Genomic DNA, 16,949 nt, shown 5'->3' on the forward strand with positions numbered 1-16,949 from the left:
GATTATTTTTTTATGAATATTTTGTATTAATTTAGGAGGGTTTTTATGTCATTAATTGGAAAAGAGATTGTAGAATTTAGTGCAAAAGCATATTATCAAAATCAATTTAAAGATATTGAAAAACTAGATACGTTAGGTAAATGGAACGTATTCTTTTTTTATCCTGCAGATTTTACATTTATATGTCCTACAGAACTAGAAGATCTTGCTAATAAATATCCAGAGTTTAGATCAATAGGTTGCGAAATATACTCCGTATCTTGTGATACGCATTTTGTTCATAAAGCATGGCATTCAGCGTCGCCAACTATTAAAAAAATTGAATATCCAATGCTTGCCGACCCAACAGGGTATTTAGCTCGTAGCTTCGATGTTTATATTGAAGAGGATGGGATGGCAGAGCGTGGAACTTTTATCGTAAATCCACAAGGAAAAATTGTAGCGTATGAAATTTTGGCTGGTAATATAGGTAGAAATTCTGACGAACTTTTAAGACGTGTTCAGGCTCTGCAATATGTTTATAAGCATGGAGACGAAGTTTGTCCAGCTAAATGGGAGGTTGGAAGTAAAACTCTAAAACCCAGCCTTGATTTAGTGGGATTGTTATAAGCAAATAAAATACATTTAGCTTTGGGGCTAAGTGTATTTTTTTTAGAAAGGATAACTAGAATGGAAAAAAATTATGACGATATGTATGACATGATAATTGTAGGAGGAGGGCCTGCGGGGCTCAGTGCAGCGATATATATGTCTAGAGCAAAGTATAAAACTTTAGTTCTTGAAAAAGAGAAGTTTGGTGGTCAAATTGTAATCACATCCGAAATAGTGAATTATCCTGGGGTACTTTCTACAAGTGGAACTAAATTAACTCAAGATATGCAAAAACAAGCTGAGTCTTTTGGGACAGAGTTTAAGTTAGAAGAAGTTATTGGATTAGATATGTCTGGAGATATAAAAATTGTTAAGACCAATATTAGAGAGTATAGAACTTTTGGAATAATTTTGGCACTGGGTGCTTATCCACGACAAATAGGATTTAAGGGTGAAAAGGAATATAAAGGAAGAGGAGTTGCATATTGCGCGACTTGCGATGGAGAATTTTTTACCGACATGCCTATATATGTTATAGGAGGAGGTCTAGCATCAGTTCAAGAAGGTGCCTTTTTAACCAAATATTCAAATAATGTACAAATAATCGTTAGAAAATCTGAATTTAATGTGCCCAAAATAATTAGTGATGAAGTATTGAAAAATCCAAAAATCAAAGTTCACTTTAATACAGAAGTAAAAGAAATTTGGGGAGATAATATCCTAAAAGCAATTCGACTGATTAACAATAAAACAGGTGAAGAAAGAGTAGAAAAAAATAATGGAGGCATAGGGGTCTTTGTGTTTGCTGGGTACGCACCAAATACCGAATGGCTAGATAAAAGCATCGAAAAAGATGAAGGTTATATTATAACCAATATGCAGCAAGAAACGAATGTGGCAGGTGTGTATGCTGCAGGAGATGTATGTATAAAAGAATTGCGCCAAGTGGTAACAGCAGTATCAAATGGAGCAACTGCTGCTGTAGCTGCGGAAAAATATATAACCGCGATGCATGAAAAACTGGGTATCCCGGCATTTACTTTAACAACAACGAGATCCAAAAAAGTCTTAAATCCAGCAATAACACAGATGGATGATGCATTTTTGAGTCAAGAAATGATTGATCAATTGGTTCCTGTTTTTGAAAAATTTGAAAATAAGGTTATTATAAATGCTGTGTTAAACGAAAGCTCTTTGGCACTAGAGATGTCAAGTTTAATGGATGAAATAGACCATCTTTCCGATAAATTGGTTGCAACAAAAAGTCAGGCAAATAAAGAAGAAATGGCACCATATTTAGAGTTATTGTATGCCGATGGGACTCCTAGTGGAATTAAATTTTATTCAATGCCAGGTGGACATGAGTTTAATTCATTTATAATCAGCTTATATAATATTGCAGGGCCAGGAAAAACAATTTCAGCGGAAGATGAAGCCAAGGCAAAATCCTTAAAGTCAAAAACCAACATAAAAGTGTTGATTTCACTGCATTGTACCATGTGTCCAGATGTTGTTATGGCAGTAGGAAAAATTGCCACATTAAATCCATATATAAAAACTCAGATTATTGATATTGCACATTTCAATGATCTAAAAAATAAATATAATGTAATGAGTGTTCCTTGCATGGTAATTGATGATAAAGAAGTTTATTTTGGACGTAAAACTATTACACAAATTTTAAATATATTAAGTGAAGTGTAGGCTTGTTCAAAAACAAAATTCGCAGCTGGTTGGTCTGCGATAAAATTATTAATATAATATTAAAAATAATTCTATGATAAAAATTACACCACTAAGTATAGTGCTTATAATAGCAAGCAATTTGTGCTTATTAGCCAAGTTATCGATAGCTATTAATAAACCGAGTATTCCTAGGCATATTAAATTGACATGATTTGCAAAAGACAAACGTTGCAACAAAACAGATGGATCACTAGTAATTAAAGTTAAAGTCGAATAAAATACTGAAATAAGTCCTAGTAAAGTAGCGGTAAATTTGAGTTCCATATAGAGACCTCCACTCCAGTGTTAATATGATTCTGATATATTATAGTATTCAATTCGGCTTTTTGTTACAAAAATTTAAAAAACTATAGAAAAAAATGCTGTGATAAAAGCTAAAGTTCCGACTAATATATTAAAAATTCCAATTATAAATTGAGACTTATTGAAGACACCTTTGGCAATAACAAAATTTAATATTCCTAATGCTATTAAGTTTATGTGATTGGCGGTGTCTTCGTTCAAAAAAGTATTAAAGCCAAATATGGATAATCCAGCAAAAGTTACTATAAAAATTATAGAGATTATTTTTAAAAAATGTAAACTCATGTTAATCCTCCGTAAATAATAATACTTATTTATAGTATAGTATTAAAATAATTTTTTTGTGATCAAAGTGTGTTACCATTCGAGATTGTCAAAAAATATAGTCCATTCATTTTTAAGATTTTCCCATGAAATTTTAAAAGCTTCCCAATCGGATTTCCATTCTGTTTTAAAAGCTTCCCAAGCAGTGTCCCAACCATCTTCAGCCAGATTCCAAATATCATCATCTTCTAATGCTTCTAAGTTTGGATTATATGTACTGACACTATAGGTATCATCAGTATTTAAATCATTTTCGGCAGTGTCCCAATTATTGGTGTATATAAAATCTTCAGTAATTGCTGGAATTACAGGAGTGATGGGTTTTTTGGTGAGAATTGCGTGACCATCTAAATTCATGTTACTAGAAATGACGGCGCCGGTTTGTGCATCTAATGTACACCTATAAAATTGGTATAAGGCCAATGAAGAAATGTCAGTATTGATAATGGGAGCAAAAAATTCTATGTCTATTTCTAGAGTGTTTGGATTTAATTCTACTTTGGAGAAAGACAGTTCTGATATATCTGTTTTTACATATGCTGCACTGATTGTCTTTGCAGTTTCGGCAGAAATGATACGATTAGAGGGAGTAGCGGCCAGGGTGCTCAGCGTTGTTGTTAAACACATTACTGCAATAAGAAACATTTTTTTCATAATTATCACTCCGATATAAAGTTAATGTCATTAGTGATCTAGATTAAGTCCAGCAGTTACTATATTAACTATTGCTGAAAATTAAATTCAACCATTTTTTTTAAAGAAATTTTGCATTAAATGTTAGTCTGAAGATCAATCCCAAACATCTTCTAAGTCATCCCAAGCATCTTCCCAGCTATCCAAGGTGTCGTCCCAATTATCTTCTAAGCTGTCCCAAGAATCTTCCCAGCTATCAAAGGTGTCGTCCCAATTATCTTCCCAGCTATCCCAAATATCTTCCCAGTCATCCAAATTATCTTCCCAGGTATCTTCCCATTCATCTAATGTATCATCCAAAGAATCGTCCCAGTTGTCTTCCCAGGTATCCCAAGTGTTATCCCAATTGCTTTCCAAGTCGTCCAAAGCATCTCCCCAGGCATCTTCCCAGTCGTTCCAATTATTTTCCCAGTCATCCAATGTATCATCTAAAGCATATTCCCACTTATCCAAGGCCTGATCCAAGATGTCGTCCCAGTTTTTATCATCATTAAAATTTTCGATATCTGCATCGACGGAAATAATGTCTCCAGTAAAAGCGTTTAATGTATAATCATATTCTTTATATGTTGATAGACCGTTGATTGTCGTTGCTACAAAAAATTCTACTTCAATTTCTGCATCATCCCTATCAAGTTCGGTTTTAACAAATGTTGCATCTGCTGCAGTTACGCGTGCATGGGCAAGAGCGATTTGTTTAGCGGTTGATTCGCTGATGTACTTGGTTCCTGCGATATTGTTAGAGCTATCGAAGTTATCGTCAACACCATCCCAATCTGCATCACTGATGTGATTGTTAAACTCTTCTATGTCTGTATCTTTGGAGAGAATTGCACCTGTGAAAGCGTTTAAATTATAGTCATACTCTTGATAAACAGGTACCCCATTGATGATAGATGGTACAAAAAATTCTACATCAATTTCGGGTTTTCCGTCTTCGATGTCAAGGGCTGTTTTAACAAAAATGGCATCAGAAGCATTTACGCCGGCATCAGACAATACGATTGCTTTTGCTAGAGATTTGCTGATATATCCTGCAGTACTTCCAGCTGCTGCCATTACGGTAGAGCTCATTGCTAGCGCTAGTGCTACAACTAAAAATTTCTTATTCATATATCACCTCGCGAAGTTTTCAAATTATATATTAATGGATACACCTGCTATTGTAGCAGGCATAATTTTCTAGTCATCCCAGTCGTCGTCCCAGTCATCATCGTCATCATCGTCGTCGTATCGATCATCCCAGTCATCATCGTCGTCATCGTATCGGTCGTCCCAGTCATCATCGTCGTCATCGTATCGATCATCCCAGTCATCATCGTCGTCATCGTATCGGTCGTCCCAGTCATCATCGTCGTCATCGTATCGGTCGTCCCAGTCGTCATCGTCGTCATCGTCATCGTATCGGTCGTCCCAGTCGTCATCGTCGTCATCGTATCGGTCGTCCCAGTCATCATCGTCGTCGTCGTATCGGTCATCAGTCATCATCGTCGTCATCGTCCCAGTCGTATCGATCGTCATCGTCCCAGTCATCATCATCTTTGTCATTGAAATTTTCGATATCTATATCGGCAGAAAGAATGGCTCCAGTGATAGCGTTTAAGTTATAGTCGTATTCCTTATATGTTGGTATACCGTTAATAGTGGTTTTGACAAAAAATTCTACTTCAATTTCTGCATCATCCCTATCAAGTTCGGTTTTGACAAATGTTGCATCTGCTGCATTTATGCGTGCATGAGCAAGAGCGATTTGTTTAGCGTTTGATTCGCTGATGTACTTGGTGTTTGCGTTATTATTATAGTCATCAAATCTGTCATCAACACCATCCCAGTCCGTATCAACTGTATAATCATTAAACCCTTCTATGTCCACATCTCTAGAAATAATTTCGCCTGTGAAAGCGTTTAAATCATAGTCATATTCTTTGTAGACAGGTATTCCGCTTACGGTAGATTGTACAAAAAATTCGATGTCGATTTCGTGCTTGCCGTTTTCGGTGTCAATTTCTGTTTTAACAAATGTGGCATCGGAAGCATTTACGCCGGCATTAGACAACGCAATGGATTTTGCTTGAGATTTGCTGATATATCCTGCAGTACTTCCAGCTGCTGCGAACACGGTAGAGCTCATTGCTAGTGCTAGTGCTACAACTAAAAATTTCTTATTCATATTATCACCTCATTAAATTATCAAAGTACATGGCGCAAAAAAATATTTAATACCATGTAATATATTAATATATGTAACTTGTGTTAAGAACAATACTATTTTGAAATTTATTAATGCGAAAAAAATAATTTGTAATCGATAAGTAATATTAAAGCTGATTAAAAAAAATCAATAAATCAGATTATTCTACTTGTTTTATTTAATTTTAAAATATATAATAAGCATATAATTTTAGATAAAAGGGGGCAATATTGTGTTACAAGAATGTTTTGTAGAGGTATTTAATAAAGAGCCAGAAGTAATTTATTTTTCGCCAGGAAGAATTAATTTGATAGGTGAGCATATCGACTATAATGGTGGATTAGTATTTCCGTGTCCAATTACATTAGGGACCTATGCTGCTGTTGCAAGACGTGACGACAAAACTGTTAGATGCTACTCGAAAAATTTTGAAGACCTAGGTATCATAGAATTTAATTTAGATCACCTGGATTATGATAAAAAAGATAATTGGACGAATTATGCTAAAGGTGTAGCCAAATTTTTATTGGAAAAGTATCCAGAAATTAATAGCGGATTTGATGCCGTAGTTTATGGAAATATTCCAAACGGCTCGGGGCTTTCTTCATCAGCATCTCTAGAATTGCTAATTATCCAAATATTTAAATCGTTATTTAACTTGCCGATTACAGAAGTAGAGGCAGCATTGCTAGGCAAAAAAGTGGAAAATGAATATATTGGTGTAAATAGTGGAATTATGGATCAGTTTGCGATTTCTCTAGGCAAAAAAGATAAGGCTATTCTGCTAGATTGCAACTCCCTGGATTTCACATATATTCCAGTAGATATGCCTACCACAAAAATCGTAATTATGAACACAAATAAGCGCCGTGAGCTTGCAGACTCAAAATATAACGAACGAAGAGCAGAGTGTGAAAGCGCGTTGGCGAAGCTCCAATCTAAAGTTAACGCAAAGAACCTATGTGAAATTGATTTGGCAGATTTAAAAGCAAACAAAGATCTTCTTACCGAAAATGAATATAAACGAGCATGTCATGCCATTACAGAAAACATTCGAACAAAAGCCTCGGCAGAAGCCTTTAAAAATAATGATTTGGTAGAATTCGGAAAATTGCTCAATGCTTCTCATAAATCACTAAAAGAAGATTATGAAGTAACTGGAATAGAACTTGATACCTTGGTTGCTGCAGCGCAAGAACAGCCTGGCACATTGGGCGCACGAATGACAGGGGCAGGGTTTGGCGGATGTTCTCTTGCTATTGTAGAAAACGATAAAATAGAAGCGTTTGTAGAGAATGTGGGGAAAGCATACCTCGACAAGATTGGATATGCGGCAGATTTTTATATTGCCAAAATTGGTGATGGACCAACAAAAGTAGAAGATACAAAAAATATAATTTGATGGAGGAGTTTATGAAAATTTTAGTAGTAGGTGGAGCTGGATACATTGGTTCTCATGCAGTGCGAAATTTATTGAGAGAAGGTTTTGATGTCGCAGTTGTTGATAGCTTGCAAACAGGATTTAGAGCATCAGTGCCAGAAGGAGTACCCTTTTATCAGGTAGATATACGAGATACAGCAGCGCTAGAGGAAGTCTTCGAAAAGGAACAAGTTGATGGGGTGATGCACTTTGCCGCAAACTCACTAGTAGGAGAGTCGATGGAAAAGCCGCTTAAGTATTATAGCAATAACGTGGGTGGTGCCGAGAGTCTATTGTCTGCTATGATAAAATTTGGTGTAAAATATATTGTATTTAGCTCAACGGCAGCGACATATGGCGATGTTAAGATAATGCCAATTACAGAAGAGACGCCAACAGCCCCAACGAACACTTATGGCGAGACCAAGTTGGCAATAGAAAAAATGCTTAAGTGGACTAGCGTAGCGCACGATCTAAATTACGTTTGCTTGAGATATTTTAATGTTGCAGGCGCAGATGCCGAAGGTGGAATAGGTGAGGCGCACAATCCAGAAACGCATCTAATACCAATCATATTGCAAGTGCCACGCAACCAAAGGGAGTATATCACGATATTTGGAGATGATTATGATACTGCAGATGGCACATGCGTGCGAGACTATATTTATATCACAGACTTGATTGCAGCCCATATTTTGGCAATGAAATATTTGATGGCTGGTGGCGAAAACAATATCTTCAATTTGGGCAGTAGCACGGGATACTCTGTAAACGAAATGATAGAAGCCGCAAGAGAAGTAACGGGGCATCCAATTCCATTGGTCTATGGCGAAAGACGAGCGGGAGATCCAGCATCGTTGATCGCATCATCGGCCAAAGCAAAAGAAATCTTGGGCTGGGAACCAAAAACTACAAATGTAAAAGAAATTATATCAACCGCGTGGGCATGGCATAAGGCGCATCCAAATGGATATGAAAAGGAGTAAAATATGTTAATAGAGAGACTAATTGCGATAAGTTTAGAAAATGGACTTATCACAACAGATGATATAATGTACGTGAGAAATAGACTGTTAGCTATTCTAAAAAAAGACGAGCCAGATGCTGTAGAGGAAGTATGTATATTAAATTTATACGAAACACTTGATGCAATTTGTGACGAAGCCGTTGCTGCGAAAATAATAGAAGACAACGCTGCAGCGAGGGACATCTTTGCTTCTGTAGTGATGAACGTATTTCTCGACAAGCCTTCTGTGGTTAACGCCAAATTTTGGAATCTATATGCAACAGATCGCAAGATAGCGACAGATTGGTTCTACAATCAAAGTAAAAGTTGTAACTATATAAAAGTTGATAGAATCGCGAAGAATAAAATATACAGCGCCAGTTCCAAATATGGAGATTTAGTTTTAACGATAAATCTGTCAAAGCCAGAAAAAGATCCAAAACAAATAGCATTGGAGAAGCTGGCTCCTAGTTCATCATATCCTAAATGCTTGCTATGTGCGGAAAACGAAGGGTACGAAGGACGTATAAATCACCCAGATCGTGCAAACCATAGAATGATAAGGATGAACTTAAATAACAGAGAATGGTGTATGCAATACTCACCATATTTATATTATAATGAACATTGCATTGTCTTATCTACAAGCCACATTCCGATGCAAATTAACGAAGAGACATTCAAGACACTTCTAGATTTTACGACAGAGCTTCCACACTATTTTATAGGATCTAATGCGGATTTGCCAATTGTGGGTGGGTCAATATTATCACACGAACACTATCAAGGCGGAAATTTTGTGTTTCCGATGACTAACGCTAGCAAGCTGTTTGATATTGAAATAGCAGAAGCTGACATGACCGCACAAGCAATAAACTGGCCGCTTTCAACCATTAGATTGCAAAGCAAAAACAAGGCGACGCTAGTAAAAGTGTGCGCAAGAATTTTAAATAAATGGCGAGGATATAGTGACCCAACTCAAGACATACTTTCGCATTCTGAAGATATACCACATAACACAATAACCCCGATTTGTCGCAGACGTGGAGAAAATTATGAAATGGACCTGGTGTTGCGTAACAATAGGCAAACTGCAGAGTTTCCAGATGGAATTTTTCATCCGCATCAAGATGTTCATCATATTAAAAAAGAAAACATTGGCTTAATAGAAGTGATGGGGCTTGCGGTATTGCCGGGTCGATTGCTAGAAGAGCTCGATGCAGTAAAGTCGTATATTGCCGGAGAAGCTGCCGAAGTCGCAGAATATCACAAAGGATGGGCAACAGAACTAAAAGTTCAATACTCTGCCAATGCCGATCTAGAAGCATATGTGATAAAAGCACTAGGAGATAAATTTAGCCGAGTATTAGAAGACGCAGGCGTGTTTAAATTGACAGATTCAGGTATAAATGCATTCAAAAAATTTGCAGAATCAATAAATCAATAAATAAGCAAAAGCATAAAATGAAAATGGTTACAAAAGTATTTGCCACACTAGCAATTGAAAAGCACTTATGGAGGTAATAATATTAAAAATAAGGAGAATATCTATGAAGATAAATGATAAAGAGGTTGAAGTGATTACCTTAACTAATGAAAACAATATGAGTGTAGAAATATTGAACTTAGGTGGAATTATAACCAAAATTATGGTGCCAGATAAAAATGGAAAACTGGAAAACGTTGTTCTAGGATATGAAGATTACCAAGAATATGGAAAAAATCAAGGATATCTTGGAACATTGATTGGCAGAACCAGTGGGAGAATTGGTGGGGCAAATTTTGTGCTAGATGGAATAACATATAAATTGCCTGAAAATAATAATGGAAACTGTTTGCATGGAGGAATTTACGGATTTGATAAAAAGATTTGGGCAATCGAAAACCTAGAAAACAACAGTGTAACATTGAGTTTGGTAAGTCCAGATGGAGAAGAAGGCTTTCCGGGAGAAGTTCATGTTAGCGTCATTTATACATTGGCAGAAGACAATTCACTGTCTATTACGTATACCGGACAAACCGATAAAAAAACTTTATTAAATCTTACAAATCATAGCTATTTTAATTTATCTGGCGATGCAAAGACAGACGTGTTAAATCATGAACTGACGCTAAAGTCCAAGTTGGTTGCAGAAGGCGATGAGTTTTTGATTCCAACGGGAAATTTGATAGATGTAAATGAGGTGGCAGCATTTGATTTTAGAACACCCAAAAAAATCGGAAAAGATATAGATGATCCAGCGTTGGCTTTAGCTTCGGGATACGATCATCCATTTATATTGGAAAAGGGAGAGGGTCTCAAAAAAGATTGCGTTGTTATGACATGTCAAGAAAGTGGCAGAAAGATGACAATGGATACCACCTATGATGCGGTAGTTATTTATACGTCTAATTTTCCAAATCACAAAAAGCTAATAGGCGGCAATTCGTTTGAAGCCCGCGATGGTATTTGTTTCGAAGCTCAGCAGTTACCAATCGGAAGAGATGACTGCAACAAATGTGATAGCATCCTAAAGAGCGACCAAGAGTATAATCACACAACTATATATAGATTTAGCAATATCTAATATCAATAATCAATAGTCCCAAGATTCTAGTAGATTACTAGCAATACTGGGGCTTTTTTTGCGTTTTATGGAAAATTTTTATAATTTTTTCCTAAATTTTGTATAAAGAAAGCCACATTTCCATATCATAACACAATATATATATAAATTATAAAGGAGGTCTCAACGTGGTATTAGGGGTAGACGGTGGAAACACCAAAACGGATTATTTTTTGTTCACCAATGATGGAAAGTTGGTATCACATATTAGAGCTGGCACGTGTTCTCACGAAAGACTTGCTGATAGCTTTAATGGTTCGTTTAGAGTTATACGAGAGCATATAGACCGCCTGCTTAAGCAATCTAGTGTGGATTATAGCGAAGTAGAAGTGGGAGTTTTTGGATTGGCGGGAGTTGATACCAAAAGTCAGCGTGAGGCACTTCAAGAAAAATTATCTAGGCTAAATATAAATAAAATAATTGTTGATAACGATGGTTTTTTGGGAATAAAGGCCGCTAGCGATGATGGAACAGGAGTTTGTTCTATTAACGGAACTGGTACGGTAACTGTAGGAATTGATTCGCAAGGAAATAGACTACAAGTAGGAGGCATTGGAGACATTGTAGGAGATGACGCAGGAGGAGCATTTATTACACGTCTGGCAATACGATGCGCATATAGCAGTGTGTTTAGATGCGGACAAAAGACGGAGTTTACGCAACGGGTGCTTAAGTTACTGCAATGTAGTGATGAAAAGCTGGAGCTTCTAGATGCTATTTCAGATTTATATAAGAGGCCGATAGTGCACTTGCCGTTTATTCAGTTGATGTTTGAGTATGCAGAAGCGGGAGATGCTGTTGCGGTAAAAGCGATAGATCACATAGCTTATGAGCTTGCTTGTTCGGTAGCTGGATGCATTGGCAAATTGAAGTTTGAAGATCGAGCAAAGGTGATTTTGGCCGGGTCTGTGTGGGTTAGACCAAAGTCAGATGTCCTAAGAGACACATTTAAGAAATATGTAACTAAATTAACCAATATAAAAATCGAATATATAACTTTAGTTGTACCACCCGGAATAGGAGCGATTTTGTGGGCCCTAGAAGAGCAATGCGGAAAATCGTTAAACAAACACATAAGGGATAATATTATTAGAGAAATGGAGCGCATTTATGGAAATTAAACAATTAAATTTGGCTGGGCTAACAACAGAAGCTAACAATCAAGATACGATAAATATCGATTCTGTCTCAACACTAGAACTAGTGAAGCTGATTAATGCGCAAGATAGGTTGGTGGCGCAAGCTGTAGGAAAAGAAGCCGATAAGATTGCGACAGCAGTTGAGTATATTACAGATGCGTTTAAAAAAGGTGGCAGGTTATTTTATTTTGGTGCGGGCACCAGCGGAAGGTTAGGCGTGTTGGATGCGTCGGAATGTACGCCAACTTTTGGTACCGATCCAGAAATGGTTCAGGGTTATATAGCTGGAGGAGACGCCGCATTGAGAAATCCTGTAGAAGGCGCCGAAGATAGCTTTATCGATGGAGTTAATATAGTTGAAAAACTGGCCATTACCGAAAAGGATGTAGTTGTAGGCATTACTGCAAGTGGGCGCACAAAATACGTATTGGGTGCAATTTCTGCTGCAAACAAATTAGGATGCGTAACAGTTGGTGTATGCAACAATGCGAATTCGGAGTTACATTCGGTAACAAAAATTACTATTGCACCAGATGTTGGCCCAGAAGTAGTTCAAGGTTCCACAAGAATGAAATCTGGAACGTCGCAAAAGCTGGTACTGAATATGTTAACAACGGGAAGCATGATTAAACTGGGAAAAGTGTATAAAAATTATATGGTGGATATGAAGCCAAGTAACGAAAAATTATTAGATAGGGCAGTGAGGCTGGTGATGCAAACAACAGGTTGCGAGCAGAGCATCGCGATGTCCACGCTAAGCCAATGTAACTTTCATGTTAAGATTGCTATCGTAATGATTATGTTAAGCTGTGATAGAGATAAAGCTGTAGAGTTATTGGAAAATTCTGGAGGATATGTGCGGTCTGCGATAGAAGAGTAGATGAATGGGAGAGATCTATATGAAAAAAATAGGATTGGCTCTTTTTACAATGATGATATCGTTGATTATTGTGTTCATTGTGATTCAGTTTATGCCTGGAGATCCGGTAGATATTCTTGCACAAGAAATGGTTCGAACAGAAGCGCTTCCATATGATTTAGCATATGAAAGGGCTATTGCTCAATTAAATTATGATCCATCTGAGCCCATATGGGAAAGATTTATAGATTATATTGTTGGAATTTTTACGGGAAATTTGGGAATTTCGATGGCATATAAAAAGCCTGTCACCGAAATCGTTGCAGGAGCATTGCCGTGGACTATGTTAATATTAAGTATATCACTTCTATTTTCATTTACAATCGGAATATTGCTAGGCATATATATCGCTTGGAAGCGCAAAAAGACTTTGAATGTGGTAGTAACCGTATATCAATCAATTTTTGGTTCAATTCCAGACTATATCGTGGCATATATTTTAGTATTTATCTTTGCAGTCTCGCTCGGGTGGCTGCCATCTAAAGGAGCATACAGCTCAGACGTTGTAGTTGGTTTTAACGCACCGTTTATTTTGGATATTCTTCAACATGCAGTATTGCCAGTGCTTGCCTATTTTGTAACAACAGTATCTACCTGGATTGTTGCTATGAAAGCAAACGCGTTGATGATATTAGGTGAAGACTATATCACATATGCAGAAGTTCGGGGGCTGCCCAAAAGGCGAATACTCATTCATTATTTAGGGAGAAACGCAATCTTGCCTATGGTAACAAGTCTTGCCGTATCATTCGGGTTGATGTTTGGTGGATCTCCTTTAATCGAAAATTTGTTTCTGTATCCGGGTGTTGGATTTTATTTGAGTGTGGCGATCAGCAGGCGCGATTTTCCGCTAATGCAAGGAATGTTTTTGGTTATCATTGTTATGGTTGTGGTTTCTAGTTTGCTTGCAGAATTTTTGTATACGATTTTAAATCCAAGGTTAAGAGGGCAATAAGGAGATAATTTATGGAAGAGAATTTGGATAATGCTCGGCAAGTGAATTTTCATCGTGAAAATGGCTTTAAAAGTTTCATTAGAATTATGTGGAATAATAAGATGTCGCGAATTGGACTGATCATTTTAACTGCGTTTTTGCTTATAGCGATATGTGGACCAATCTTTTTGTCACCACCTAAATCTGATTATCTAAATCGACTGCAAGCACCGTCGTGGCAACATTGGTTGGGTACAGACTTCGCAGGGAAAGATACGCTAAAGCAGCTGATTTTGGGGGCGAGAGATGTTTTGCTAGTTGCTGCATATGCGGCAATGTTTTCGCTATTCTTTGCTTGTACGATAGGAATTTTGTCGGGGTTGCTAGGCGGAAAAATAGATGCGTTTTTGATGATGATTACTAGCATAGTGTTAACAATACCCAGTTTTCCGGTAACAATGATTTTGTCGATGGTAATAGAAATACAAAATCAATTAACGTTTGGATTGGTATTGAGCTTGTGGTCGTGGGCAGGTTTGGCAAAAGCAATTCGGTCTCAGGTGTTGCTAATTAAGCATAAGGATTTTATAGAGGCAAGTCAAATAATGGGCCTAAGCAAATGGACAATCATAACGAATGACATAATGCCAAACATAGTATCGTATATAGCGGTAAACTTTATCGTAATTATGAAGGGCGCCATATTGGCAAGTGTGGGGCTTATGTATTTGGGGTTAGTGCCGTTTCAGGGAAACCATTGGGGAATGATGATACAGATTTCGCTATCTCAAACAGGTGCGCTTCTTGGGTCGAGTTCAATGATCTATTTTTTGTCTCCGGTTATCAGTATAGTGATATTTCAGTTTGGGGCGTATATGTTTGCAACGGGGCTAGATGACGCGTTAAATCCAAGATTGAGAAATTGATTTAAGAAAAATTTAATGAAGAGGAAATGAGATGGAACCAATCTTAGAAATTACAAATTTATGTATTGATTTTAAAACGCCCAGTGGTTTGTTGCGTGCTTGCGATGGCGTTACCATAAATATTTATAAGGGCGACATTGTAGGCATAATCGGAGAAAGCGGCAGTGGTAAGTCGACTATGGCCGCAGGCATACTCCAAACTATTAAGCCTCCAGGAAAAATAGCAGATGGCAAAATTTTATATCATGCTCCAGATGGTGAAGTAGTCGATCTGCTGCAATTAGGAGCGAAAGGTTATCAAAAGTTTAGATGGAGTAAAATTGCAACGGTGTTTCAAGCGGCGCAAAATGTGCTTAACCCCTCTTTGTTAGTTCGAGAACATTTTTTAGAAACAGCTTGGGCTCACAATCCAAAGATAGAAGAGCGAGAGATTGTGGCAAAAGCCAAAACGATCTTAGCGCAAGTTCGTTTGGAAGAACGCGTATTGGATAGCTATCCGCATCAACTTAGCGGTGGGATGAAGCAACGAACGATTATTGCTTTGAGTTTGCTACTGGAGCCAGACATTATAATATTGGATGAGCCGACCACTGCCTTGGATGTTATAACTCAGTGGTATATCATCGATATTCTAAAAAAGATTCATCACGAACGAGAAATTACAATGATCTTTTTGACGCATGACGTATCTATCATTGGGTCCATTGTAGATCGAATTGCTGTTATGTATGCTGGGCAATTGGTAGAATATGGGAAAGTAGAAGACGTATTTAAGGTACCAAAACATCCGTATACCTATGGACTGATGCACGCAATCCCCTCGCTAAAAGATGATATAAGCAAACGGCGAGCAATACCAGGATATCCGCCCAATATGTTAAAGTTGCCGAACATCTGCAGGTTTGCTCCACGTTGCCCAGTGTATTTAGAAGATGGATGCGGTGGAAATAAGGAGCTGACAGATTTTATGTATGAGACACCCACGGGGCAAATATCGAGATGCTATAAATGGGAAGAGGTAAATACGCTATGTCATTAATGGAACTGAAAAATGTCAATATGATTTTCCCGAGTGGCAAAAAAGAAAATGTTATTGGGGCAGTGGTAGATGCAAATCTCACGATAGACGAAGGCGAAATCATTGCAGTAATAGGAGAAAGCGGAAGCGGAAAGACAACGTTAGGCAAAGTGATTGTAGGGGTTCATAAACCAACTAGCGGACAAGTTTTATATAAGGGTAAAGACGTAACAAAATTAACTGGTGCAAATTATAAGGACTATAGACTGGGAGTTCAGATGGTCCATCAAGATTCGTTTGCGGCATTAAATCCCAACAAAACAATTTTTCAGTCGCTTTCGATTCCGCTATACGAACATAAGATTGTGAAGGGCAGTAAAGATGCCGCGCAGATGCTGATGGAGTATTTAGTTGAAGTGGGGTTAACTCCCCCAGAACAATTTTTGGAAAAATATCCGCATCAACTTAGTGGTGGGCAGCGACAGAGAATATTGCTTGCAAGGGCATTATCAATGAAGCCCAAGCTGATAGTTGCAGATGAGCCGGTCTCTATGGTAGATGTGTCACTTAGAATTTCGCTTCTAGATCTAATGACGAGAATGAACCAAAAATATAAAATCTCATTTATATATATAACGCACGACTTGGGCACCGCCAGATATATCGCATCACATGGGCGTATCGTAGTTATGTATTTGGGAAGACAGGTGGAAATAGGTCAAATTCAGGAAACAATAGAAAATCCAAAGCATCCATACACATATGCCTTGGTTAGCGCAGTGCCAGAAGCGGATCCTGATAGGCGTTCAAATTTTGCGGATAGTTTACCACTAAAGTCGCTAGATATGCCAAGCTTGTTGAATTTGCCAACTGGCTGTAAATTTAACCCTAGGTGCCCAAATGCAGATAAATTATGTGAAATGGAGGAACCGCGGTTGCTAGAATATAGCGAAGAGGATCTAAAAGAGAAGGGAAAAGTAAAATGCCACCACACCAAAGAAATATTAAGAGCCAGATCGAAAAGCTCATTTATGGATTGATTAGCCTTGCGATTATAATTATCGTATTTGCTGCATTTGGGGTAGTGATTATGTTAGAAAATAAAGAGGCTTTTGTAGTCTATTGTATTATTA

At 37.5% G+C, this 16,949-nt stretch carries 18 protein-coding genes; 12 read left to right on the forward strand and 6 right to left on the reverse strand.

The genetic code is table 11. From position 1 onward, the window contains the following. The first annotated feature begins 45 nt into the window (after positions 1-45). Complete coding sequence (gene ahpC / locus PCY70_RS05620) at positions 46-609, forward strand: alkyl hydroperoxide reductase subunit C (protein ID WP_010165765.1); 564 nt, start codon at positions 46-48, stop codon at positions 607-609. A gap of 60 nt (positions 610-669) precedes the next feature. Then, positions 670-2,295, forward strand: a complete 1,626-nt coding sequence (locus tag PCY70_RS05625; protein WP_305768742.1) for an FAD-dependent oxidoreductase — start codon at positions 670-672, stop codon at positions 2,293-2,295. A gap of 48 nt (positions 2,296-2,343) precedes the next feature. Here the strand turns inward: PCY70_RS05625 and PCY70_RS05630 are convergent, their stop codons facing one another. From PCY70_RS05630 to PCY70_RS05655, 6 genes are all read right to left on the reverse strand, one after another. Beyond that, a complete protein-coding gene (locus PCY70_RS05630) occupies positions 2,344-2,601 on the reverse strand; it encodes a hypothetical protein (RefSeq protein ID WP_305768743.1) in 258 nt (85 codons plus the stop codon). A gap of 75 nt (positions 2,602-2,676) precedes the next feature. Next, positions 2,677-2,925 carry a hypothetical protein gene (locus PCY70_RS05635; RefSeq protein WP_010165760.1) on the reverse strand — a complete coding sequence of 83 codons (249 nt, stop codon included), beginning with the start codon at positions 2,923-2,925 and terminating at the stop codon, positions 2,677-2,679. Between the two features lie 72 nt (positions 2,926-2,997). Beyond that, positions 2,998-3,618: a hypothetical protein gene (locus tag PCY70_RS05640; protein WP_305768744.1), complete on the reverse strand. Its 621-nt coding sequence runs from the start codon at positions 3,616-3,618 to the stop codon at positions 2,998-3,000. A gap of 135 nt (positions 3,619-3,753) precedes the next feature. Continuing rightward, positions 3,754-4,770 carry a PepSY domain-containing protein gene (locus PCY70_RS05645; RefSeq protein WP_305768745.1) on the reverse strand — a complete coding sequence of 339 codons (1,017 nt, stop codon included), beginning with the start codon at positions 4,768-4,770 and terminating at the stop codon, positions 3,754-3,756. 69 nt (positions 4,771-4,839) lie between these two features. Beyond that, positions 4,840-5,145: a hypothetical protein gene (locus tag PCY70_RS05650; protein ID WP_305768746.1), complete on the reverse strand. Its 306-nt coding sequence runs from the start codon at positions 5,143-5,145 to the stop codon at positions 4,840-4,842. After that, positions 5,135-5,827, reverse strand: coding sequence for a PepSY domain-containing protein (locus PCY70_RS05655; protein WP_305768747.1), 693 nt, complete (start codon positions 5,825-5,827; stop codon positions 5,135-5,137). Before PCY70_RS05655 ends, PCY70_RS05650 begins: the two co-directional genes overlap by 11 nt. 253 nt (positions 5,828-6,080) lie before the next feature. Here PCY70_RS05655 and PCY70_RS05660 point away from each other — a divergent pair, with 253 nt between their 5' ends. The 10 genes from PCY70_RS05660 (at position 6,081) to PCY70_RS05705 (ending at position 16,856) form a co-directional block, all read left to right on the forward strand. After that, the gene (locus PCY70_RS05660) at positions 6,081-7,250 is read left to right on the forward strand and encodes a galactokinase (RefSeq protein WP_305768748.1); all 1,170 of its coding nucleotides are present in this window, start codon (positions 6,081-6,083) and stop codon (positions 7,248-7,250) included. Between the two features lie 11 nt (positions 7,251-7,261). After that, complete coding sequence (galE, locus tag PCY70_RS05665; protein WP_010165751.1) at positions 7,262-8,254, forward strand: UDP-glucose 4-epimerase GalE; 993 nt, start codon at positions 7,262-7,264, stop codon at positions 8,252-8,254. A 3-nt stretch (positions 8,255-8,257) separates the two neighbouring features. Continuing rightward, the gene (locus PCY70_RS05670; protein ID WP_305768749.1) at positions 8,258-9,721 is read left to right on the forward strand and encodes a UDP-glucose--hexose-1-phosphate uridylyltransferase; all 1,464 of its coding nucleotides are present in this window, start codon (positions 8,258-8,260) and stop codon (positions 9,719-9,721) included. Between the two features lie 103 nt (positions 9,722-9,824). After that, the gene (locus PCY70_RS05675) at positions 9,825-10,841 is read left to right on the forward strand and encodes an aldose epimerase family protein (RefSeq protein WP_305768750.1); all 1,017 of its coding nucleotides are present in this window, start codon (positions 9,825-9,827) and stop codon (positions 10,839-10,841) included. 167 nt (positions 10,842-11,008) lie between these two features. After that, complete coding sequence (locus PCY70_RS05680; RefSeq protein WP_305768751.1) at positions 11,009-12,001, forward strand: N-acetylglucosamine kinase; 993 nt, start codon at positions 11,009-11,011, stop codon at positions 11,999-12,001. Continuing rightward, positions 11,991-12,899, forward strand: a complete 909-nt coding sequence (gene murQ / locus PCY70_RS05685; RefSeq protein WP_010165746.1) for an N-acetylmuramic acid 6-phosphate etherase — start codon at positions 11,991-11,993, stop codon at positions 12,897-12,899. Before PCY70_RS05680 ends, murQ begins: the two co-directional genes overlap by 11 nt. Before the next feature lie 19 nt (positions 12,900-12,918). Further along, positions 12,919-13,893: an ABC transporter permease gene (locus PCY70_RS05690; protein ID WP_305768752.1), complete on the forward strand. Its 975-nt coding sequence runs from the start codon at positions 12,919-12,921 to the stop codon at positions 13,891-13,893. Between the two features lie 11 nt (positions 13,894-13,904). Beyond that, a complete protein-coding gene (locus PCY70_RS05695) occupies positions 13,905-14,798 on the forward strand; it encodes an ABC transporter permease (RefSeq protein ID WP_305768753.1) in 894 nt (297 codons plus the stop codon). A gap of 31 nt (positions 14,799-14,829) precedes the next feature. Next, a complete protein-coding gene (locus PCY70_RS05700) occupies positions 14,830-15,837 on the forward strand; it encodes an ABC transporter ATP-binding protein (RefSeq protein ID WP_029487716.1) in 1,008 nt (335 codons plus the stop codon). Next, positions 15,828-16,856 carry an ABC transporter ATP-binding protein gene (locus tag PCY70_RS05705; RefSeq protein WP_305768754.1) on the forward strand — a complete coding sequence of 343 codons (1,029 nt, stop codon included), beginning with the start codon at positions 15,828-15,830 and terminating at the stop codon, positions 16,854-16,856. Before PCY70_RS05700 ends, PCY70_RS05705 begins: the two co-directional genes overlap by 10 nt. The last annotated feature ends 93 nt before the right edge of the window (positions 16,857-16,949 follow it).

This window comes from Candidatus Epulonipiscium viviparus (assembly GCF_030708075.1).
Taxonomy (GTDB): Bacteria; Bacillota; Clostridia; order Lachnospirales; family Cellulosilyticaceae; genus Epulonipiscioides; species Epulonipiscioides viviparus.